Source organism: Arthrobacter sp. TB 23 (assembly GCF_000294595.1).
GTDB lineage: Bacteria > Actinomycetota > Actinomycetes > Actinomycetales > Micrococcaceae > Arthrobacter_D.
Window position 1 is genome coordinate 11,652 of sequence record NZ_ALPM01000050.1, and the last position, 22,086, is coordinate 33,737.

Sequence of the window (22,086 nt, forward strand, 5' to 3'; positions counted from 1 at the left end):
GGCGGGGTGCGGTGAGGATCGGTCTAGACCGTCGCCAACTCGCGGTTCTCGTGCAGGTAGCGGGCGTAGGCAGGGACGGTGAGGAACGTGGGGAATTCCTCACCGAGGGCAACCTCCTCGAAGATTGCCAGGGCGTCGTTGAAACGGTCGCCGTCAAAACGCTCCATCGCCGCGAACTCCTCCTCCAGCAGCTCGGCGACCCACCCGTGGGTGATGGCCTCGCCGTCGTCGGTGACGGCGCCCGAGTAGATCCACTGCCAGATCTGAGACCGCGAAATCTCGGCCGTCGCAGCGTCCTCCATCAGGGAGTTGATCGCCGCAGCCCCGTTGCCACGCAACCACGACTCGATGTACCTCACGCCCACCTCAAGGTTCTCGCGGATCCCGGCCTCGGTGATGACCCCGGGGGTGCCTGCGATGTTGAGCAGTGCCTTGTCGTCGGGGAGGACGTCGTCGCGCAGCCTGGTCAGCTGGTTGGGCCGCTCGCCGAGGATGGCATCGAACACCTCCATCGCCACCGGAACCAGGTCCGGGTGGGCTACCCAGGAACCGTCGAAACCGTCGTTCGCTTCCCGGGTCTTGTCCGCCCTCACCTTTTCCAGTGCGACGGCGTTCGCTGCTTCGTCTCGCCGGTTCGGGATGTTGGCCGACATGCCGCCAATCGCGTGGGCGCCCCGGCGGTGGCAGATTCGCACCAGCTGCTCCGTGTAGGAGCGCATGAACGGCGCGGTCATGGTCACCATGGACCGGTCGGGGAGGACGAAGCGGGGTCCGCGGGTCCTGAAGTTCTTGATCACCGAGAAGATGTAGTCCCACCTGCCAGCGTTCAAACCAGCGGCGTGTTCGCGCAGTTCGTACAGAATTTCCTCCATTTCGAACGCGGCGGTGATCGTTTCTATCAGCACCGTGGCGCGGATAGTGCCCTGGGGCAGCCCCAACAGTTGCTGGGCCTGGACGAAAATGTCATTCCAGAGCCGTGCCTCGAGATGGTTCTCGATCTTCGGCAGGTAGAAGTAGGGGCCCCGGCCCTGGGCGATGAGCGTCCGGGCGTTGTGGAAGAAATGCAATCCAAAGTCGACCAGGCCGCCGGCGATCGGGGTGTTGTTGATCAGCAGGTGCTTCTCGGGCAGGTGCCAGCCGCGGGGGCGCACCACGATGGTCGGCCGATCCTCTCCCAACCGGTATTCCTTCCCTTCCGGAGAGGTGAAGCTAATGCGGTCCGCCAGCGCGTCGCGCAGGTTGAGCTGCCCGTTGATGACATTGGACCAGCTGGGAGTGGAGGAGTCCTCCATGTCGGCAAGCCACACCTTGGCGCCTGAGTTGAGGGCGTTGATGGTCATTTTCCGGTCGACGGGTCCGGTGATCTCCACCCGGCGGTCCTCCAGGCCCGGGGCGACCGGCGCAACCCGCCAGCCGTCGTCGTCGCGAATGTGTTTGGTCTCGGGGAGGAAACGCGGATCGGTGCCGTTGGAGATCCTGGCGCGGGACTGTTGCCGCAGGTGCAGGAGTTCCTGCCGGCGGCTGGCCGTCGACTGGTGCAGTTTCCGGAGAAAGTCGAGGGCTTCCGGGGTGAGGATTTCGTCCTGGCGGCGCACGGCCGGCGCCGTCAGGGTAACGCCGTTGAGGGTGATCAGGTTGTTCATGGTGTGCCTCCTGGGAAAATGTGGGTGCCCCGCCCCCAGCCCCGGCCATCTTAGGTGGGTGCCGGGGTGGGGCGTGGGACGGAGTAGGGATGGGGTGTGGAGCGGGGCGTGCAGCGGGGGTTAGTGGAACTGCTGCGCCTCGGTGGATCCGGCCAGGGCGAGGGTGCTGCCCGTGGGGTTGAGGGCGGTGGCAACCTGGTCGAAGTAGCCGGTTCCCACCTCACGCTGGTGCTTGGTGGCGGTGTAGCCCCGGGACTCGGCAGCGAATTCGCGCTCCTGGAGTTCGACGTACGCGCTCATGCCGTCGCGGGCGTAGCCCTCGGCCAGGTCGAACATCGAGTAGTTGAGCGCGTGGAACCCTGCCAGGGTGATGAACTGGAAGGTGAACCCCATCGCGCCGAGCTCCCGCTGGAACTTGGCGATCGTTGCGTCGTCGAGGTGCTTTTTCCAGTTGAACGACGGCGAGCAGTTGTACGCCAGCATCTGGTCCGGGTGCTCCGACTTGATGCCCTCAGCAAACTTGCGCGCCAGGTCAAGGTCGGGGGTTCCGGTTTCCATCCACAGCAGATCCGCATACGGCGCGTAGGCCCGTCCCCGGGCAATGCACGCCTCGAGGCCGTTGCGCACCTTGTAGAAGCCCTCGGAGGTGCGCTCGCCGGTGATGAACGGCTGATCCCGTTCGTCGACGTCGGAAGTGATGAGGGTCGCGGCCTCGGCGTCGGTGCGAGCAATTACTACTGACGGCGTCCCAGCGACGTCGGCGGCGAGCCGGGCGGCGTTGAGGGTGCGGACGTGCTGCTGGGTCGGGATAAGTACCTTACCGCCGAGGTGCCCGCACTTCTTCTCCGAAGCGAGCTGGTCCTCCCAGTGAACGCCAGCAGCGCCGGCCTGGATCATCGATTTCATCAGCTCGTAAGCGTTGAGTGGACCGCCGAAGCCTGCCTCGGCGTCGGCGATGATGGGAACCAAATAGTCCTCCACCGTCTGGACCCCTTCGGCGAAGTCGATCTGGTCCGCACGCAGCAGTGCGTTGTTGATGCGGCGCACCACGGTGGGCACCGAGTTGGCGGGGTACAGCGACTGGTCCGGATAGGTGTGCCCGGAGTTATTGGCGTCGGCGGCGACCTGCCAGCCGGACAGGTAAATTGCTTTCAGGCCCGCCTTGACCTGCTGCACCGCCTGATTACCGGTCAGTGCGCCAAGCGAGTGGGTGTACTCACCGGTGCGGGCCTGTTCGGTCAGCTGCGTCCACAGCTTCTCGGCGCCGCGCCGGGCGAGGGTGTGCTCCTCCTGGACCCGGCCGCGAAGACGGACGACGTCGGACGCCGAGTAGTCGCGCGTGACGTTATCCCAGCGGGAATTGGCCGACCACTCGAGTTCCAGCTCCCGCTCAGCCGATCCTTCGGCGCTCTGGCCTGTCGATGCTGTGGGTACCTGTGGGGTGGTCTGGTCCTGTGTCATTGCATTCTCCTTTGAATTCCCTGAGCCGTTGATTCGAGTGCGTGAAGTGTTCGTTGGCTTCGTAAAACCAACCTTTCTCTCATTTCAGCCCCTTGCCTAGCCAAAACTGCTGGCAAAAAACGCACTTATTCGCGTAACCTCAATAAATGACCAACATGCCGATCAAACCAGCCACCTGGAACCGACCAGAATCCGGTGGAGCCGCTGAGGCGGGCGCCGGCGCGCCGGACGACCTCGACGCGATCAGCCTGGGCCGACGGATCCGCCACCTCCGGAAAGCGAAGGGGATGACGCTCGATGACCTGGGCGCCGTCGTCGGCACCGTCGCGTCGCAGCTGTCGCTGATCGAAAACGGCAAACGTGAACCAAAGCTGGGGATGCTGCAGGGCCTCGCGTCGGCCCTCGGGGTAGGCATCGACCAGCTGTTGGGTGCGGAACCTCCCACCCGGAGGGCAGCACTGGAGATCGAGCTGGAGCGGGCGCAGCGCGGCCCGCTATACGGGGCGCTCGGGCTGCCGAAGGTGCGGATCTCCTCACGGCTGCCGATGGAGGTACTCGAATCGCTGGTGGGCCTTCAGGGCGAGTTGGAGCGCCGGCTCAACGAGCAGGTGGCCACCCCGGAGGAGGCCCGTCGGGCCAACGCCGAGCTGCGGCGCGAGATGCGCAAACAGAACAACTACTTCCCCGAACTCGAGGCCGAGGCGCAACGGGTGCTGGATTCGGTGGGGCACACCGCTGGGCCGATGTCCCAGCACCTGATTGCCGACATCGCCGCCCATCTGGGGTTCACCCTCCATCACGTGGGCGACCTGCCACATTCAACTCGTTCTGTCACCGATTTGAAGAACCGCAGAATTTACCTGACCCAGTCCCAGCGCACTGACCACGATCCGCGCTCGGTGCTGCTGCAGGCGCTCGGGCATTACGTGCTGGACCACCAGACGCCTGAAAATTATCGGGAGTTCCTCAGGCAGCGCGTGGCCACCAATTACTTTGCCGCGGCACTTTTGCTGCCGGAGAAGCCTGCGGTGCAGTTCCTGCAGCGCTCGAAAGCGGCGAAGGAGATTGCCGTGGAGGACATCCGGGACGCGTTTGCCGTGTCCTATGAGACTGCGGCGCACAGGTTCACCAACCTCGCCACCGAGCACCTGGGCATCCCCACCCATTTTCAGAAGACCCATGAGAGCGGGATCATCTACAAAGCCTATGAGAACGACGGCGTCACCTTTCCCCAGGACCACACGGGTGCCATTGAAGGCCAGCCCTCCTGTAAACGCTGGACTTCACGGGTGGTGTTTGAGGTGGCTGACAAATTCCGCGCCTACAACCAGTACACGGATACACCCAGCGGCACCTACTGGTGCACGGCCCGGACCGAACGGTCAGCGAGCGGGGAGTTCTCGTTGAGCATCGGGGTGCCGTATGCGCATGTGAAGTGGTTCAGGGGCAGGGACACCACCATGAGGGAGAAGTCCTTTTGCCCGGATGAGGCGTGCTGCCGGCGTCCGCCGTCGTCGCTGGCTGAAAATTGGGCAGGTCACGCCTGGCCGAGCGCCCGGGCGCACTCACATCTGCTGGCCGCAATGCCGCCCGGCGCGTTCCCCGGGGTAGATGAGACCGAGGTGTACAGCTTTCTTGAGGCCCACTCGGGTTGATCTTTCACAATCTCAAACCACCGATCAGGAGAAGAACATGGACCTATCCACCGCGGACCTCTACGACCAGTTCGGAGACACCGTTCAATCAGTTTCAATCCAGTTCCAGGATCTGGGAGGGGAGCAGGCTTTCAGCGGGCCGATACGCACCGTGAAGTGCTATCACGACAACGTGGTGCTGAAGTCGGTCCTTTCCACGCCTGGTGCGGGCGCGGTCCTCGTCGTCGACGGCGGTGGCTCACTTGAGCGGGCGCTGATGGGAGACATGATTGCGGAGATCGCGGTGAAGAACGGGTGGAACGGCGTCATCATCAACGGTGCAATCCGTGACCGCGCGGTGCTCGCTGGGTTGCCCCTCGGCGTGAAGGCACTCGGCAGCAATCCCCGCAAGAGCGTCAAGAACGGCGTCGGCGAGATTGACGTGCCGGTGGCGATTGGAGGGGTCATCTTCACCCCCGGAGGGACCGTGTATGCCGATACCGATGGGATTCTCGTGGCGGGCCCAGCAATGGAACCTCTCGACATGTAGCCACTCGACACAGTAGCTTCTGGGCAAAAAAGTGGTGGCCACCCGTTGCCGGGTGGCCACCACTTTTTTGTGTCTAGCGTTTGCTATCCGTGGTTACGGGTTGCAGCCGCCGTTGTCCTCGGTGTAACCATCGAGACGCTGGATGAAGGCTGCCATCGCGTCGCGGGCGACCGGCTGAAGGCGCTTGTACTCGCCGTCGTCGAAGCCCTGGGTGATGTTGTTCTCGGCCATCCAGGAGATCTCCCGGTGGAACTGATCGTTCACCGGAACGTCCGGGAACGGTGCAACCTGCGGTGCAACGTAATCCGCTGCGTCGGCGATGATGCAGTACTCGCCGGCGAAGCGGTTCATGAAGGCCGCCATCGCGTCACGGTTGACGGGAGCGAGCGGACGGTAGGTGCCATCGCTGTAGCCGGTCGACAGGCCGGTTTCGGCCATCCACGCCATCTCCTTGTAGAACTGGGTTCTAGGAGTGATGTCAGCGAATGGAGAGGTGGTGGGCTCTGCGAAGGCAGGCTCACCAGCCAGGCGGTAGAGGAACGCCGCCATGGCGTCGCGGTTGATCGAGGCCAGCGGACGGTAGGTGCCATCCGGGTAGCCGGTGGTCAGCCCCTGGTCAGCCAGCCAGTTGATGGCCTCCTCATGCTCATTGCCCGCAACATCCGGGAACCGGAGCTGGTCAACCTGCATGTCGAGGATTTCATCCTTCAGGCCCGTTGCGTTGTGGTGGTGCAGGAACAACGCGCGGGCGTCGGTGACGCCTTCCTGACGGTTGACGCCAATCGTTGTACCCTCGGCGGCAATGAATACCGTGTCGGGGGTGACGCCTTCGAACCACAGCTCAGGCTCGGTGACGTTGAAGTCAATCCACTCGGTCTCGTCGACCGATCCCGCGGTGTTGCCATCCTCGTCCACATTGAACGGGCTGGCGGTGGAGACGCGGTACTGGATCGGAGCCGAAGCACTCAGGTCCAGGCCCAGGTCAGCAACCGGGACAGGCAGAGTGATGACGTTGGTGTCGAAGGTGTTCGTGTCCAGGCTGCCGTCGACGCCGTTGGCGAAGTACAGGCTGTCACCCTGGCCCAGCGAGCCATCGTCAAGCACCGGTGCCACCTCGAACAGGATCATGTCCAGGTCGTCGAGGCGCAGGGTGATGACCACCATGTCGGCTTCGGTGTCACCGTCAAGATCCAGTTCAACTGCAACCTGGCTATTGCCACCCAGCTGAGCCCAGTTCTGCCAGGTGCTGATACCGAGGTTCAGGTAACCCTCTTCTGCTTCGCCGCCGGCTGCGACAACTGCCGGAACCGTTGATGCGGCACCAACCGAGCGGAGGTCCAGGGAGTACAGGGACTCCAGCGGACGCTCGTCGGCCCGGGGGCTTTCAGCGCCAAGAACCAGCGGGGTCACGAGCGATGCATAGCGCGAATCCGATCCACCCTGCAGCAGGCCGCGGCCCTCAAGCACTACTGAGCTCTCAAGGGTTGAGGCGTTCTCGAACATGATCTGGGCGCCAGCCGAGATTTCCGATGTGGGCTTCGGTGCTGAGTAGACGGGAACACGCAGCGTGTTCACTTCACTCGCGAACTGCACGCGGCCCGACACATCGGCAAGGTACTGACGGGCGACGCCGAACTGAGTCTCCTCAGCAGCCGGGTCGATCGTCTTCGCCAGGGCGGCTGGATCATCAATGGTCAGCGTGACGTCGACAGTTGCCGTGCCGTTGGCTGGAACATCGAAGGCATTGGTGAGCGTTTCAGGCGCAAGCACCTGCGGCGTCACACTGATCTCGGCGCCTGGCATCGTTGACGCCTCAAGGTAGGAGGCGCTGTAGCGAATCACGTCGTCCGACTTGTTTTCCACGGTGATCTGCTTGGTCATGGTCATCGCTTCGCTGCCAAGCTCCAGAACGCCGAAGTTCACCGAGGTGAGCGATGGCTGTTCTGTCGAGTAGGCCAGGACCGGGGTGTCCAGTGCCAATACGGCGTCGACGCGTCCGGAACCTACGCGGTTCGGGGCGTACTCGACGCCATCGGCTGTCACCAGATCGGCGATGGCCGTATTCATGATCATGGACTTGATCTCATACGGGTTGAAGTTGGTCTCTGCGTACAGCAGTGCAGCGATGCCAGCCACGTGTGGGGCTGCCATTGAGGTGCCGCTCTTGACCGATGCGCCGGTTCCCGTGCCAACCTGGACCGAACCAGTTGAGACGCCGGGGGCTGCTACATCGGGCTTCACAACTCCGTTGGAGCCGTGCAGCCCGCGGGAGGAGAAAGCTGCGAGCGTGTCGAGTGCGTCGGAGCTGCCGCCGGCAGTTGCCTGGTAACCGGAATCGAGACGAACTTCAAGGGTGCCAGCTTCTGCTGCTGGTTCCAGCTGCTCGGAGAATTCGGCGTTGAACTGGACGCCGGGAATGGTGGCGTTGCCGCCGATGCCGGACTCGAAGACTGAGCGGGGCGAGTCGAGGACCACACCTGCTCCGCCTGCGGCTTCAACGTTGTTGAAGCGGGTAACGGATCCGCAAGGGAATGTTCCATCCTCTTCCCACTGCAGCCAGACCCATTCACCGTCGAAGGTGCCCGGTGCGAAGGGCTGGCAACCGAACGCGTTGGCGGGATCAGCCTTGACAACCGTGCCCGTGAGCTCTTCCTCAGTGGCCGTGGAGTAGTCGTAGTTGACGCTGTACTGGCCAGCAGCCTGCCCGACGACGTCGTCAGGTGCGAGCACGTCAACCCGGTCGAGGGTGATCTGCGAACCGACGCTTGCGGCGACGGTCAGGGCGGACTCTGAGCTGCCTGGGGAGCCGCCGATGTCGTAGACGTCGCCGCTGTTGCCTGAGGAGACAACGGAAAGGACGCCCTGAGCCGTCAGAGCGTTAACGATGTCGTTTTCAGGATCGTCATAGGCGGGGAATGCCGCGCCGAGTGACATGTTGACAACCTGAGCGCGGTCGTCGAAGTTGCCGTCACCGTTCGGGTCCAGCACGAAGTCGAGTGCTGAACCGACAACTGCGCTGGAACCCGTGCAGCCGAAGACCCGGAGGGCGACCAGCTGGGATTCGGGAGCCGAGCCGGGACCGATCCGCATGGCGTTGACGCCGTCGGCGTCGAGGGTGGCGTAATCGCCGTCAAAAGTGGAGCCGTCGTCGTTGACGCCGTAGCCCGAAGAGGTACCGGCGACGTGCGAACCGTGGCTCTGGCAGTCGAGGGGGTTGAGGTCTGGTTGAGGAATGTCATTGTCGGGGTCACCGGCGTCATAGTCGTCGCCCACCAGGTCGTAGCCGCCCACAAACTTAGCGGCGTCGAAGAGAGCTGGGTCTGGGACCAGGTCTGCCTGCGCCTGCTCGAAGGCCTCGATCGTGCCCGGGCCGCCGAAACCGGAGTGGGTGTAATCAAGTCCGGTGTCCAGCACGGCAACGGTGATGCCGTCGCCGGTCTGATCGCGTGCGGTCCAGGCATCAAGCGCGCGGGTGTCGATGTCCGCGCCCTTGTTGGTCACGGTCTTCGGCACAATACCGGTGATCTTCACGACGTCGGGGCGGGCAGCAAGTGCCTTGATTGCCTCGGCGTCACCTTGAATGGCAACACCAGGGATGGTGTTGGTGGTGGTGTAGAGCTGCGAGGCTGACGCCTCGGCCGCTACCTCATCGGCCTGGGCCTGAATTCCGGCCCTGATGTTCAGAACATCGTTGGTCCGATCGACGGGGGACTGAATTCCATTGCGAACCGCTACCGGCTGCGTTTGTTCGAAGGCGCCTTTTCCTGCGAACTGGATATAGGCCGCTGTGGGGCCTGTCCGATCCGCCAGATCCCTGCTGACCTTAAGATCGGGTACTGCCTGGAGCTCAATTCCCTCGGCTGTGGGTTCACCCGATGACGGTGATTCCAGAGCCGAAGCAGGCGCCCACATGCTGGAAGCCAGAACAAGGCCAGTTAGCGATGCCAACACAGCCTTCCCCGTATTCCGGTGGTATGACTTGCTCATACTTCTCCTTAGTGAGGCTCAGTCATGACCACCCGCTGAGACCTGTGATTAGCTCCCCGCAAGTACTGCTGACACGGCCATGACAGATGTGAGTGACGTTCCCTGAATGAACAAGTTGCGTCAGCAGTAGTTGAACAGTGGATGCCGGTTGCCCGACCCCCTCCACCGGTACTACCTTTCTGTGTGATCAGTCACAAGTCAACGGCTACCATACAAAAAACTTAGTTAAGTTAGGCAATTTCCTGGTAATTCCCTGAGCAGGCCCACGCGGTGTGAAATCGATGACTATTCAGGGCTTCTAGCGCCCCAGTATTCTGCTTTTCAGCTGGCGATAGCGACGCCTCACCAGCGAGACGAGGCTAGCGTCACTGACTGCTTCCTCAAGCCGCTGCACCCGTTCGGCCAGCCGGTTGTTGGATTCGAGAATCTGGCGCAGGAGGTCTTCCGAATAGTTCTGCCGGTGATGCAGGTGGTCGAACTCGCGCTGCTGATAGGACGTCTGGTAAAGCAGTGAGCCCAGCCCTGACTGGCTGACGTGCTCTTTGAGGTGGATCTCGCGCACCAACTGATCCAGCCGCCTGTGCTCGGCGTCACCAACGATCACGCTGTTCCCGAGGTCTCCGGTCGCGTCTTTTCGCTGGTTCCAGAACGCCAGCGGCTCCTCATCGAGGAAACCCAGCGTGTGCTGCTGGAGCAGGCGGAGCTGAAATTCCCAGTCGCCCACTACCGAGAGGGATTCGTTGTAATAGCCAATCCGGTCATGAACTGAACGGCGATAAAGCAGCGAAATGGGGACGCACCGGTTGTGCCGGAGAGTATCAAACAAGGTGATTGACTGCAGCTGCGGCTGGAAAATCTCCCGGCTAATTTCTTCGATTGTCCCGTCGGTGATCCGCTCGTAGACCAGTTCGGTGCGGACAGCCACGCCGGCGTCGTCGTGGTGCGCCAGATAAGCCAGGGTCCGTTCGAGGAACTCAGGGTGCCATTCGTCGTCGTCATCGTGGATGGCGATGAACTCGGAGTCCGACGCTTTGATGCCGGCATTGGAGGCTGCCTCCATTCCGCGCGCCACGTCATGGTGGATGACCTGGACCCGATCGCCGAGCTGCAAGCGGTAGCGGTCCACCACCGGGTCCACTTCGGCGCGGTCGCCGCCGTCGTTCACGACGACGAGGGTCCACTGGGTCATGGACTGGCCGAGGAGATCGCGCAGTGCGCGGTCCAGCAGCACCGACCGGTTCCGGGACCGCATGATAACGGCGACTGAGGGAGAAGGAGGGAGTGTCACTGAAAGTCCTTAGACGGCTTTGCGCGGTCGGAACCGCGTACGTAGGGAGGCTAGTTTGCGGACCAGCCTGAAACTGGAGGAATTGAACCAGCCTTGCAGCTCGTCCCGGGCGGCGGCGGCTTCCCCCTCAAGGTGCTCGCGGGTTTTGCGGAGGTCAGCCAATTCTGCCGCCATCGGGAGGAACACCACCCGCGCCGTGTCGGCGGCTGCGGACCAAGTTCCCCGTGGGACCCATTGGCGGTGCGGCAACGGCGACTGAACCTTGGCTGGCTTGCCTTGCAGGGTCCCAACCACTGAGTCCCACCAGGCGGAAGATTCGGTGAGCTTCTGGGGTCGGAGAGACTGCACCTGTTCCGCTATGTCTGTGCGGCGTTGCCAGGCCTCACGGAGGGCCTGCCCGATCGTGCCGTCGAGCAGTGACGGCAGGGGCAGAGCGAAGTCGGCCAGGCCCCAGTTGGCGAGGGCCCCACGCAACCGCACGTCGCTGTATTCATCGAGGGACAAGGCAACCGTGGGGACGCCGCCGTCGAGAGCGAAAACCACCGGGTGATACCGCGACGTGACCACCAGGGCTGCCCGGGAGGTGAGGACTGCGGTGTCGCGCGCCGACGCGATGGGTTGTGACTGGACGGAGGAAGTCATCGCCGCTGCAATCTCCGCGTGTATTGCTTCATCGATGCCGCCCTCACCCTCAACAGCCATGTGGGGCAGGAGAAGGACCGGCAGGCCGGTGAGGTCGGCCGCGTCGTCCAGGGCTTTCGCGACGACCGTTACGAACAGGTCGCGGGGACAGGCGCCAGTGTTGCCGGCGAAGGTGCCAACGATATAGGAGGCCACAGGTGGGGTGCTTCCCGGCGGGTGACCGCCGTCGTCGGGCTGCTGCCGGGCGGCGGTGTTGGACGCGAGGAAGGAAGCATCGTCAAGGCACCGCACCACGCTGGATCCTGCCAACTCCCGTCCGAGGCTGAGCGAACTGTCCTCACGTGCACCTACCAGAGCGGCGCGGGAGAGCATCTGTACTGCCACTTCACGGTCAGCGCCGTACAGCATAGGCCCGATAGTCTGGCCAGCAATCACCACTGCCTTGCCGAGGTGCCGCGCAATTGCGGTGACCGCTGCGCGTTCGTAGAGCAGCCAGCCGTACACCGAGTTCATGTTGCCGCCCCCTGCGATCAGCACTGAGTCGCAGCCGCGGATGGTCTCGATGAGCCCGTGCACCTGGTCGTTGTCGGCAAGGCTATGAGGCTCGCCGTTGAGGAGTGAGAGTATCTCGTTGAGGTAATGCTGGTAGTCGGCGTACGGCCACGGAAATTCGATGGTCGGCGCTGCCTCGGTGCCGAACCGACCGGTCGTGTCAGCTGCGTTCCGGCTGAGCAGGACAACGTCCTTGATGCCGCGGGCTGCGAGTTCATCCACGGCGGCATGAGTCATTGCATCATCACCGACGTGGTAAATGCGCTGTCCGATATCGCCCAGAATCGCTACCCTCATGCCGGGATCCCGGCGGCGCCGCCCTGCCAGACTGCATCGAATGGTGCCTGCGAGGACAACCTGTGACGAATCGCCTCGGTCACGAAACTCTTGGCTGTTCGAGCCGCATCAAGAGGACTGGCGCCCTTGGACAGTTCCGCAGCAATGGCGGCGGCGAGGGTGCAGCCCGCGCCGCTGACAGCTACTTCGCCGACCTTCGGGGCTGACAGCAGCTCCAGGGTAGTGCCATCGAAGTAGACGTCGACGGCGTTTTCACCTTCCAGGCGGATGCCGCCCTTGGCGACGACGACGGCGCCGCTGATCTCATGGATCCGTTTGGCGGCCTCCTGCAGATCCTCGATGCTGTTGATGGTCATGCCCGACAACGACTCAGCCTCGAAGTGGTTGGGAGTGACAACAGTTGCGAGCGGGAGAATGTTTGCCTTCAGTGCCTGATCCGTGTCGAGCGCGGCGCCGGGCTCCTGGCCCTTGCAGATCAGCACCGGGTCCAGCACGATGTTGCGCCACTGCTGGCTCTTCAACGCCGTCGCAACAGTGTCAATGGTTGCCGGAGTACCCAACATGCCGATCTTGACGGTTTCCACGGGGTAACAGGTCAGGACTGCCTCCAACTGGTCGGCGATGACCTGCGGCTCGACCGCCACGAAACGATGGTTCCAGTTGTCCTTCGGATTGAACGACACGATGCAGGTCAGCGTCGCGATGCCGAAAACGCCGAGTTCCTGGAAGGTCCTGAGGTCCGCCTGGGCGCCAGCGCCACCGGTCGCCTCGGATCCGGCGATGGTGAGAGTCACTGCGGGGGCGGAATGAGTTAGGGGCATTTGTACAGTCTGCCTACTTTCGGGCGGGGCGGCCAGTTCAGGGCGCACCGCGGGCGTGGCAGAATTGGACTGCCCGGGGGCAGCCGGGCATCAGTGCTAATACAGCGGACCCAATCGTGTCCGCGAACCACTTCGATGAATGAGATGACGTTGACTCAACTGCAGGAAAAAACCCGCGCCAAATTCGCCTCCTCGGGCAGTACCTACTTCGCGATCATGCTGGCGACCCTCGCCGTCGTCGTGCTGCTGTCCAATATCGGGGCCTCCAAGGGTGTGCTGATCGGTCCGATTATTGGTGACTTCAGCATCATCACCGACGGCGGATTCTTCCTTTTCCCGCTGGCCTACATCCTCGGCGACGTCATCAGCGAGGTGTACGGTTTCAAAGCCGCCCGGCTGGCGATCATCGTGACCTTTGTATTGTCGGCGTTCGCCTCGCTCTGCTACCTGGTCATCATCGCCCTGCCCGGGTTCGACGACGACTTCGGCACCTCGAAGCAGGCTGCCCTGGAAGGAGCGCTCGGACCGGTTCCCTTAATTGTGCTTGGCTCCCTCCTGGCCTTCGCCGTCGGTCAGACCCTCAACGCCTGGGTCCTGGTCAAAATGAAGGGGCGCTTCGGCGAGCGCGGTCTAGTGGGCCGGCTGCTCGGCTCGACAGTGGTCGGCGAGTTCGCTGACACCCTGATTTTTTGTGCCATTGCTGCGTCGGTTATTGGTATCACCACCTTCAGCGGGTTCCTCAATTACCTGCTCTTCGGCTTTCTGTACAAAACCCTGATCGAGGTGCTGTTCGTGCCGGTCACGACGCTGGTCATCAAGGCCATCAAAAAGCGCGAACCGAGTTACGCCGCGTCCTAACGGTCCCGGTCTCACGCTCACCCGGAAAAGTGCCGGAGCCGCAGACGAGTGGTGGGGCGGCCACCCGTCTGCAGGTCACGCACTTTTCCGGTGCAATGAGCTCGCGCGGTGCAGAGCCACCAGGATGCGTGCCTTAAGCTCTGCCTCACGGAAGAGGTCCGCCCATTCGATGCGGATGAACTGCCAGCCGTCCTCCATCAAGGCCTTTTCCCGGCGGCGCTCCTCGAACAGCACCTCCTGCGTCGGGGAGAAGTCGAAATACTTGATCCTGCCGTCGAACTCAAGGGCCAACAGAAGCTCCCGCCAGGCAAAGTCGAGCCGGTGATCGCCGTGCCTGGTCCGGACAGAGACCTGTTCCTCCGGCATCGGCAGCCCCATCCGGCGGAGAAAATGTCTGGTCAAGGTCTCGCCCGGGGACTCTGCCAAAGCGCTGGCTCTGGCGGTGATCGCCCGAGCGTTGGCGATGCCCTTGTGGCCGGAGAGCTGCAAGGCGATGTCCTGCATCAGGGACTGGTTTCCGCCGAGTTGCAGTGCGTGATCGGCGATGATGAGCGACTGGCGGTAGGAAAGTATTCGGGCACAGTCCACCACGGTGCGCTCCAGGGCTGTGATTCGCAGGCCCTTCCCGGAGGAAACGTCCTGGGGTGACAGTGACGAGTAATGGGCCCGGACGTCCGGACCATGCCCGTGTGGGCTGGTCGGAAACCCCTGGGTGAGGTGGACCAGGTCATCAACCTTCCACAGGTGTAGGCCATGGATGCGGGCAGCCGAGGTATGGCTGTACACCATCCCCCTCCGTGTTGTGGGCAGCAGCGCGTGATGATGAGCGTAGATGCGTTGCAGGGCCCGGGTCTCAAGCGACTGTTGCTGCCAGAGCTGGCCGGAAAGGTAACAGCCGCGTCGCAACCGGACCAGATCTCCGCCCTGGACGAACCGGGCAATCTGCCGATCGCTGACGTTTCGCTCGGCGAGTTCCTCAGTGGTCCACGGACTCGTGGAGGCCTTTAGCCAGGGCGGGCACTCGATGTTCATGCAGCCAGCATGCGCCGATCCAAACTCGATGGGGTGGGTCGACGCCGTTATGTGGACAACTCGGCGCGGTTGATGGCTGTGGAGGAGGAGTCGGGCCGCGGGGGACGCAGGCGTGACGCCCTGCCGCACCCGGAAAAGTGGCGCACGTGCAGGGTCGCTGCTGGGCAACCACTAACGTGCGGGTCAGCCACTTTTGTGGGCCGCGGGCGCGGGGCAGCCACTCTTTTGCGCGGGAAGATGCGCGGGAAGATGCGCGGGAGGATGCGCGGGCGGGGCCGGGGAGGGGCTAGGCGTAGTAGCGGCCAAGCACCTCAGCCTTGAAGTCGAAGAAGGTGCCGTCGCCGATTGCGTCGCGGGCGTCGTCGACCAGTTTCACAATGAACCGCTCATTGTGGATGGAGATGAGGGTGGCCGAGACCATTTCCTTCGCCTTGTACAGGTGGTGGATGTAGGCCCGGGTGTAGTTGGTGCAGGTGTAGCAGTCGCAGCCGTCCACCAGCGGTGTGAAGTCCTTCCTGAACCGGGCGTTGGACAGATTCCACCGCCCATCGGGGGTGTAGAAGGCTGAGTTGCGGGCTACCCGGGTGGGGGAGACGCAGTCGAAGGTGTCGGCGCCGTTCTCGATGCCGGTGAACAGATCGTCTGGTTCCGAGATCCCCAACAAGTGCCGGGGCTTGTTCTCCGGCAGCTCATCAGCGCACCAGCCCAGAATGGTCCCAAGGTTCTCTTTTTCCAGCGCCCCGCCGATCCCGAACCCGTCGAAGCCCATGCCGCCAAGGTCCCGGGAAGCCTTGCGTCGAAGATCCTCGTACTGGGCGCCCTGAATGACGCCGAACAGCGCCTGGTACGGCTTTCCCACCCGTTCCTCGGTCAGCCGGTCATGTTCGGCGATGCAGCGCTCCGCCCATAACCGGGTGCGCTCCAGCGACTCTTCCTGGTACGTGCGGGAGTTCATCAGCGTGGTGAGTTCGTCGAACGCGAACATGATGTCGGCGCCGAGCTGATGCTGGACCTGCATCGAAATCTCCGGGGTGAAACGGTGCCGGTCTCCGTTGAGGTGCGATTTGAACCACACGCCGTCGTCGTCAATGTGGGCGAGCCGCTCCTTGCCGGCGGCCACCCGGTGGTCGGAGCCGCCCCCCTCGGCGTCGGCGACGTTCATGGTGATGACCTTCTTGAATCCGGATCCCAGGCTCATCACCTGGAAGCCGCCCGAATCGGTGAAGGTTGGCCCATCCCAGTTCATGAAGCGGCCCAGCCCGCCAGCCGCGTCGAGGATCTCAGGACCGGGCTGCAAATACAGGTGGTAGGCGTTCGCGAGGAGTGCCTGCGCCCCCAACTCCTGCATCGACTCGGGAAGCACTGCCTTGACCGAGGCTTTGGTGCCGACGGCGATGAAGGCCGGGGTGCGGATTTCGCCGTGAGGGGTGCTGATGGTCCCGGTGCGCCCGTGCAACGGTTTACCTGTCGGGTCACTCAACCGCTCGTTGACGGTGAAGGTGAAAGTGGATTGCTGGGTATCGGTTGGCACCAACCCATTTTGCCAGCAATTACGTGGACGGCTTTCCGGTCCGCCCCAGGGCTGAAGTGACGAGCGGGTCAGCATCGGGGTAGTGGTCGCGGCGCACCGCTTCCCACCCGTCCCATACGCTATGCAGCGCCTTGGCGCCGAGCGCGTAGGTCGAGGCGATGACCAGCGACGACGGCTCGTCGCGGACCCCTTCAGTCACAGGCTGTTCGGCGAGGATGAGCAGTCCGTCGCCGTGCTCGGCGTACTGGGCCACAGTCAGCCCCAGCTGGTGTTCGGTGCGGAACCACACCCGGCCGGTGATCTCCTGCCCACCCGGCAGGGTGAGGGAATAGGGGTCACCGGGTTCGCCCACCGATCCGGCTCCCAGCCGGTCAGCGATGGCTTGTCCGTCGGAGGGGGTGCCCGCGAAAAACGCTGTGTGCCGGTCGGTGTTGGGATGCCGCTCCAGCGCGAACCGCAGTTGCTGGAGAAACGAGATCCATCCCTCGGTGATGTCCGCATACCAGTCGGCCATCTCCGACTCCGGTTCGGGTAACCCACGTTCCACCGTGACGACCGTTCCATCCGGGCCCGGCTCCAACAGGAACGTGTCTCCGTCCTCGAGGGTCAGGGAACGGTGATCCTGGCCTTCAGTTACCCCCGGCGAGAAGAAGATGAGGCGGATCTCCTCAGCCAGCCCGTCGTAGTCCCAGCCGTGCCACTGGGCGACCTTGGCTGGCTCGCGGAGCATCACCCAGACCTGGCGGGCGTCGGCGTTAATGTGGACGCTGAGAGGATTTACCCCATCTTTCCCGACAGCGCTGCTGGTGCCGGAGGGGGCCGATGAGTGATTCATGGCGACACTCTACTCCCGCAGCAGGTTTCACTCCAGAGCCCTACAGGGCGCGGATCGCCACCAATTCGTTGTGGATCCGCCGGGTCAGTTCATCAGCGGTCAGCGTCTCGGATCCGCCGTGGGATCGCAGGTACAACAGAGACGACAGCCGCACCACGCGCCAAGCCCTTTCGACGGCGGCATCCCCCGCGGCTGCTGCGCGGCTGATCTCCGGGTCGTAAAGGTTGGGAGCGTTCAGTTGGCGCTGCCGGACCGCAGCAGCGAGCTTGGCTTTCAAAGGGTCCGTCTCGGCGTCGTCGGCGGTACGGAGAGACGCCGAATAGGCCTCCGAGCGGGCGACGTCGCCGTCGTCGTAGGCGAGGTAGGAGGCCAGCGCCAACGCTCCCTCAATCCACTTCCACCGCCCGAAATTACCGTCGAAGGGTAGCGGGGTCAACAGGTCGCAGACCCGGAGCGCGTTTGCGGCGTCGGCGAAGTCAACCAGAAGGCTCACCGCGAGATCGTGCACATCCTGCAGGTTGCTTCCCGACTTGAAGTTCACGCCCTTGGTGAGCCGGTCAGCAAGACCCTGCAACTTGGCGTTTTCGGGATGCACCGACACGGCGTGGGCGATGACAGCCTCGGGGGTCCCGTCCTGGGCGGGGATGGCACCTACCACCGGTGCGCCGTCGTCGACGGTGATCTGGACCTGCGACCCGGCCGCGATCCGCAGGGTGTCGCCGGACTCCAGGGTCGCGACGACGACGGCGGGAGTCCCGAAATCGTCCGTCTCAATGTCGGTTTCCACCACCTCTGCGGGGTCCGCGCCCGCCGGTCCAATGATGTGGTGACCGGCGGTGACGGCCTCGGCGCCAACCCGTCGGACACGCGTGGGTTTACGGTTGCCGGTCACTGGTTAGCGTCCCCAGCCGGCGTAGGCCAACGCCTGACGGAGCAGTCCGCCGCGCCCGCCGGAGAACTCTGCCTGAACACCATCGCTTAACGCCTCATCGGGGGTCATCCAGGAAAGCTCCAGCGCATCCTGGCGCGGCTGGCATTCACCGGTGACAGGAATCAGGTAGGCGAGGGCGACGGCGTGCTGGCGGTCATCGGTCATGCCGGTTTCCGACGGTGAAGGGAAATACTCCGCGACGGTGAAGGGTGTCGGGCAGGGCGGCAGCTGCGGCAGGGCGAACGGCCCCAGATCCTTCTCCAGATGCCGCACCAGCGCGGCGCGGATAGTTTCCCGATACATCACCCGACCAGAGACGAACGTCCTGACCATTTCACCCTGATCGTTGGCCTGCAACAGCAAACCCACCTCAGTGACATAACCGAGCGAGTCGCACCGCACCGGGATGGCCTCCACATAGACCATGGGGAGGCGGCGGCGGGCTTCGTAGAGGTCATCCTCTGAAAGCCACCCGGGATTGGGGTCTGGGGTGCGAACGTTCATACCTTGTTTTATCGCAGACAAGCCGTCGACGGCGGGCGGCGCGCTGCACTTCGGCCATTGGCTGAATTGCCAGACCGCAGCACACCCCTGATGCGGTGACCGCCGGGCGGGGGTGGCCGGGCAGTGATCGCCGGGGGTGGCCGCCGACCGCCAGCTCAGCCTTCCGGCCGCTCACTGATGGTGAATGACCGGTGCGCTGAGACAGGCACGGTCAGGATGCGGTTCCTGCCCGTCCCTGACATTTCGGCGGAGAAGCCGGCGTGCTGCACCCGGAGCCGGAGGTCCGCGACATCGCCCGCATAGTCAAAACCCACCTGGAAGTACTGGTGTCCGCCGGTCCGCACGACCACCCGGCCGCCGTTCTTGGCGGTGAAATCCGTTGCTTCGGCCGCCGGGCCGTGGGGGCGTGCCCCAATGTCTCTGAGCATCCTGGCTGCCCTCTGCGGGTCGGGGGTCGACCAGATGCAGACAACGGTCAAGGCGTGATCCACGTTGGGGTCCAGGAGCCGTTCGCCCTGATCGACGGGGATGGTTTGTCCCGGCGCCTCGACCCGGACAGCCGTCATGCCAGCCGCATCCCTGATCACTTCCGCTGCTGTTCCGCTCTCTGCGGTGCGGCGGGCAAACTCTTCGAGAACTCCCGCCTCGAAGCCCAACAGCGTCAGTTCGGCGGTGCCCGGCTGGAGCGCGATCCGGCCACCGCCCGCGTCGAAGAAAGCAGTCCCCTGCTGCTGGACCATTCCCAGGGCCGGAAGCAGGTCTCCCAGCAGCTTGGGGTCGGTGGTGATCAGGGTGGGGCGAACGCGCAGCATGTGGGGCCTCAACGGATTCTGGGGGTCGGGAAGCTCAGCCGAGCATGAAGGTTTACAGTAACCCCATGAAGGCTGAACTGCCCGAACTGTTGGTTCCCGATGCGTCGGCGTGGAGGGAATGGCTTGGCGCCAATCACTCCGTCTCCCCGGGAGTCTGGCTGATCCTGCACAAGAAGGGCGGCTCCGTCACCGGGCTGACCTACGCCGCGGCGTTGGATGAGGCACTGTGCGTGGGCTGGATCGATGGCCAGGCCCGACGACGGGACGAGGGGAGTAGCTTCCAGCGGTTTACCCCGCGCGGCCCGCGCAGCATCTGGTCGGTACGCAACATTGGCTTCATTGAACGCCTCACGGCTGAAGGCCGGATGATGCCGGCAGGGCAGGCCGCCGTCGACGCCGCGAAAGCCGATGGTCGATAGGAGCGGGCCTACGCTGGGCCGGCCACTGCTGAGGTTCCGGACGACCTAGCCGCGGCCATTGCCGCCGAACCGGAAGCACAGGCCATGTTCGATGTTCTGACCTCACAAAACAGGTACGCCCTGATCTTCCGTCTGACCCAGCTGAAAACCGAGGCCGCCAGGGAACGGAACATCGCCAGGTTCGTGGCAATGCTCGCTCGACACGAGACTTTGTATCCACAGCGGAAGCTACCCTGAGCCGTCACAAAACCAATTAGGGCACACTTCTGTGACTAATTCGAAAAATTCCCGTGTAAGGTAATCCTTACCAACACTCCAATACTGGAATATCTTCGGAGACATCACACTCATGACCAACAGATTTGCTGCCCTAGCCGCTGGCGCCACCATCTTCGCCCTCGTGGGCTGTGGGGCGACGACCGAATCAGGCTCCGATCAAACGGATCCAGCACCAGCCGCCGAGTTGGAGAGCGACAATGCGTTCACCCTCTACTCCGGCCGCGACGAAGCACTGGTCCAGCCACTGATCGACATGTTCGAAGAATCCACGGGCGTTGAGGTGGACGTGCGTTACGGGAACACCGCTGAACTCGGTGCACTCCTCCTGGAAGAAGGCGAGCAGACGCCGGCCCAGGTCTTCCTTTCCCAGGATGCGGGGGCGCTCGGCGCTCTCAGCAGCGCCGGGTTGTTCAGTACCCTCCCGGAGGACCTCGCGGCCACCGTTCCCGACGGATTCACCTCCACGGATGACAGCTGGGTGGGTGTCACGGGCCGGGCCCGCGTCATCGTGTACGACGGCGAGGAGCTGACGGCTGAGGAGGTCCCAGTCTCCGTGGATGACCTGACCGAACCCGAATGGTCCGGTCGGGTGGGGGTAGCCCCATCGAACGCCAGCTTCCAGGCCTTCGTCACGGCCTACCGGGTGCTGAACGGTGAAGAGGCAGCCGATGAATGGGTATCGGCGCTCGCGGCCAACGACCCACAGATCTTCGAAAACAACGGGGCTGTCCTGACCGCTGTGAACGAGGGAGTTGTTGAAACCGGTTTGATCAACCACTACTACTGGTTCCGCCAGGCAGCCGAGGCCGGCGAGGAAAACATGCGCGCCCAGCTGTCCTACCCCGAAGCCGGAGACCCAGGCTCCATCGTGAACGTCACCGGTGCGGGCATCCTGTCCAACGCCGCGCAGGACGCCGACGCCCTCAAGTTCGTCGAATTCCTGGTCTCGGCTGAAGCGCAGCAGTACTTCGTCGACGAAACGTTCGAGTACCCGCTCGCGGACGGTATTGACGCACCCGAGGGATTGCCAGCGTTGGATTCGCTGGTCAACCCGGACCTGGACCTCTCGGATCTGGAATCCCTGGAACAGACCCAGGAACTGCTCAGCAAGCATGGGCTGATCTGATCTAGGTAGGAGCCGGTGACCCTCGAATGACCCTCGTCCGAACTGGACGCGCCAGCAGCACGCTGGCGCGTTCAGTTCGTGCGCCCGGCACCGGCCGTGCCCCCTGGGTCAAGCCTCCCGCCTGGCTGCTGCTTCTGGCCATGCTGGCTGCCACCACGGCAGCGATCCCGTTGGTCTACCTCGTCGCACGCACCACCGACGCCGGGTTCACCGAACTCGTCGACACGCTCCTGCGGGCCAGGGTCCTGCAGCTTGCGCTGAACTCGGTCCTGCTGGCGGCATCGGTGACCATCGCATGCCTGGTGCTGGGTACCGCATCGGCGTGGGTGTTGACCCGGGTCAGAATCCCCGCACCCCGCGCCATGCTCCTCATCTCAGCTTTGCCGCTCGCCGTCCCCTCCTACCTCGCTGCCTACGGCTGGCTGGTCTGGTTGCCGACCCTCGACGGATTCTTTGCGAGCTGGCTGATCATGACGGCCGTCTGCACGCCCTATGTCACCTTGCCGGTTGCCGCAGCGCTCCGAGGCGCCTCGGGCGATCTCGAGGCGGTGGCCCGCACGCTGGGCCGCGGTCCCTGGGGAGCGTTCAAAGCCGCGACCTGGCCGAGGGTCAGGCCTGCGGCCGCCGCGGGCGCCCTCCTCGTTGCCCTGTACACACTCTCGGACTTCGGGCTGGTGTCCATGTTGCGGTACCAGACCCTCACCTGGGGCATCAATTCGGCCTACGGCGCAAGCTTCGACCGCAACCAGGCGGCGCTGCTCGCGCTCATGCTCGTTGTCCTGGCGCTGACGGTGGTGGCGGGGGAGAAACGGTTCCGTGGCCGGGTCAGCCAGGGGGCAGGCCGCGGCAGGGTGCCGCTGGTCGCGCCCCGGCGCTGGCTCGCC

Annotated in this window: 16 protein-coding genes and 2 pseudogenes; 6 read left to right on the top strand and 12 right to left on the bottom strand. The window is 63.8% G+C overall.

All coding sequences use genetic code 11. The annotated features are described in order from the left end of the window. Positions 1 to 23: 23 nt before the first annotated feature. Positions 24 to 1,643 carry a malate synthase A gene (gene aceB / locus B384_RS0106410; protein WP_019482297.1) on the bottom strand — a complete coding sequence of 540 codons (1,620 nt, stop codon included), beginning with the start codon at positions 1,641 to 1,643 and terminating at the stop codon, positions 24 to 26. 120 nt (positions 1,644 to 1,763) lie between these two features. Continuing rightward, positions 1,764 to 3,104: an isocitrate lyase gene (gene aceA / locus B384_RS0106415; protein ID WP_019482298.1), complete on the bottom strand. Its 1,341-nt coding sequence runs from the start codon at positions 3,102 to 3,104 to the stop codon at positions 1,764 to 1,766. Between the two features lie 146 nt (positions 3,105 to 3,250). Between aceA and B384_RS0106420 the strand changes: the two genes are divergently transcribed. Both B384_RS0106420 and rraA read left to right on the top strand, forming a co-directional pair. Continuing rightward, on the top strand, positions 3,251 to 4,759 hold the full coding sequence (locus B384_RS0106420) for a helix-turn-helix domain-containing protein (RefSeq protein ID WP_019482299.1): 1,509 nt from the start codon (positions 3,251 to 3,253) through the stop codon (positions 4,757 to 4,759). A 37-nt stretch (positions 4,760 to 4,796) separates the two neighbouring features. Continuing rightward, positions 4,797 to 5,288, top strand: coding sequence for a ribonuclease E activity regulator RraA (rraA, locus tag B384_RS0106425; RefSeq protein ID WP_019482300.1), 492 nt, complete (start codon positions 4,797 to 4,799; stop codon positions 5,286 to 5,288). Between the two features lie 93 nt (positions 5,289 to 5,381). On the opposite strand, the gene B384_RS17980 is transcribed toward rraA, so the two are convergent. The 4 genes from B384_RS17980 to thiD all read right to left on the bottom strand — a co-directional run bounded on the left by B384_RS17980 (position 5,382) and on the right by thiD (position 12,875). After that, a complete protein-coding gene (locus B384_RS17980; protein WP_019482301.1) occupies positions 5,382 to 9,275 on the bottom strand; it encodes a S8 family serine peptidase in 3,894 nt (1,297 codons plus the stop codon). 298 nt (positions 9,276 to 9,573) lie between these two features. Further along, entirely contained in the window at positions 9,574 to 10,563 is a 990-nt protein-coding gene (locus tag B384_RS17985; RefSeq protein WP_133185456.1) for a glycosyltransferase family 2 protein, read from the bottom strand. Between the two features lie 9 nt (positions 10,564 to 10,572). Then, a complete protein-coding gene (locus B384_RS17990) occupies positions 10,573 to 12,054 on the bottom strand; it encodes a polysaccharide pyruvyl transferase family protein (protein WP_019482303.1) in 1,482 nt (493 codons plus the stop codon). Next, positions 12,051 to 12,875, bottom strand: a complete 825-nt coding sequence (gene thiD, locus B384_RS0106445; protein WP_019482304.1) for a bifunctional hydroxymethylpyrimidine kinase/phosphomethylpyrimidine kinase — start codon at positions 12,873 to 12,875, stop codon at positions 12,051 to 12,053. Before thiD ends, B384_RS17990 begins: the two co-directional genes overlap by 4 nt. 144 nt (positions 12,876 to 13,019) lie before the next feature. Here thiD and B384_RS0106450 point away from each other — a divergent pair, with 144 nt between their 5' ends. Further along, a complete protein-coding gene (locus tag B384_RS0106450; protein ID WP_019482305.1) occupies positions 13,020 to 13,733 on the top strand; it encodes a queuosine precursor transporter in 714 nt (237 codons plus the stop codon). A 75-nt stretch (positions 13,734 to 13,808) separates the two neighbouring features. On the opposite strand, the gene B384_RS0106455 is transcribed toward B384_RS0106450, so the two are convergent. From B384_RS0106455 to B384_RS18000, 6 genes are all read right to left on the bottom strand, one after another. Continuing rightward, complete coding sequence (locus tag B384_RS0106455) at positions 13,809 to 14,765, bottom strand: type IV toxin-antitoxin system AbiEi family antitoxin domain-containing protein (RefSeq protein ID WP_019482306.1); 957 nt, start codon at positions 14,763 to 14,765, stop codon at positions 13,809 to 13,811. Between the two features lie 286 nt (positions 14,766 to 15,051). Continuing rightward, positions 15,052 to 16,296, bottom strand: coding sequence for a tRNA guanosine(34) transglycosylase Tgt (gene tgt / locus B384_RS0106460; RefSeq protein ID WP_019482307.1), 1,245 nt, complete (start codon positions 16,294 to 16,296; stop codon positions 15,052 to 15,054). Positions 16,297 to 16,315: 19 nt separating this feature from the next. Then, positions 16,316 to 17,131, bottom strand: a complete 816-nt coding sequence (locus B384_RS0106465; protein WP_019482308.1) for a hypothetical protein — start codon at positions 17,129 to 17,131, stop codon at positions 16,316 to 16,318. A 40-nt stretch (positions 17,132 to 17,171) separates the two neighbouring features. After that, positions 17,172 to 18,023 (bottom strand): DUF6707 family protein, encoded by an 852-nt coding sequence (locus B384_RS0106470; protein WP_019482309.1) that lies wholly within the window; start codon positions 18,021 to 18,023, stop codon positions 17,172 to 17,174. Between the two features lie 3 nt (positions 18,024 to 18,026). Beyond that, positions 18,027 to 18,566, bottom strand: a complete 540-nt coding sequence (locus tag B384_RS0106475; RefSeq protein ID WP_019482310.1) for an NUDIX hydrolase family protein — start codon at positions 18,564 to 18,566, stop codon at positions 18,027 to 18,029. Positions 18,567 to 18,721: 155 nt separating this feature from the next. Continuing rightward, a complete protein-coding gene (locus B384_RS18000; RefSeq protein ID WP_019482311.1) occupies positions 18,722 to 19,378 on the bottom strand; it encodes a hypothetical protein in 657 nt (218 codons plus the stop codon). 65 nt (positions 19,379 to 19,443) lie between these two features. Here B384_RS18000 and B384_RS20045 point away from each other — a divergent pair. From B384_RS20045 to B384_RS20900, 3 genes and pseudogenes are all read left to right on the top strand, one after another. Beyond that, positions 19,444 to 20,034: pseudogene (locus B384_RS20045) on the top strand (YdeI/OmpD-associated family protein). Between the two features lie 112 nt (positions 20,035 to 20,146). Continuing rightward, positions 20,147 to 21,202 carry an iron ABC transporter substrate-binding protein gene (locus B384_RS0106495; RefSeq protein ID WP_019482314.1) on the top strand — a complete coding sequence of 352 codons (1,056 nt, stop codon included), beginning with the start codon at positions 20,147 to 20,149 and terminating at the stop codon, positions 21,200 to 21,202. 140 nt (positions 21,203 to 21,342) lie between these two features. After that, positions 21,343 to 22,086, top strand: a pseudogene (locus B384_RS20900) (ABC transporter permease); the annotation flags it as partial.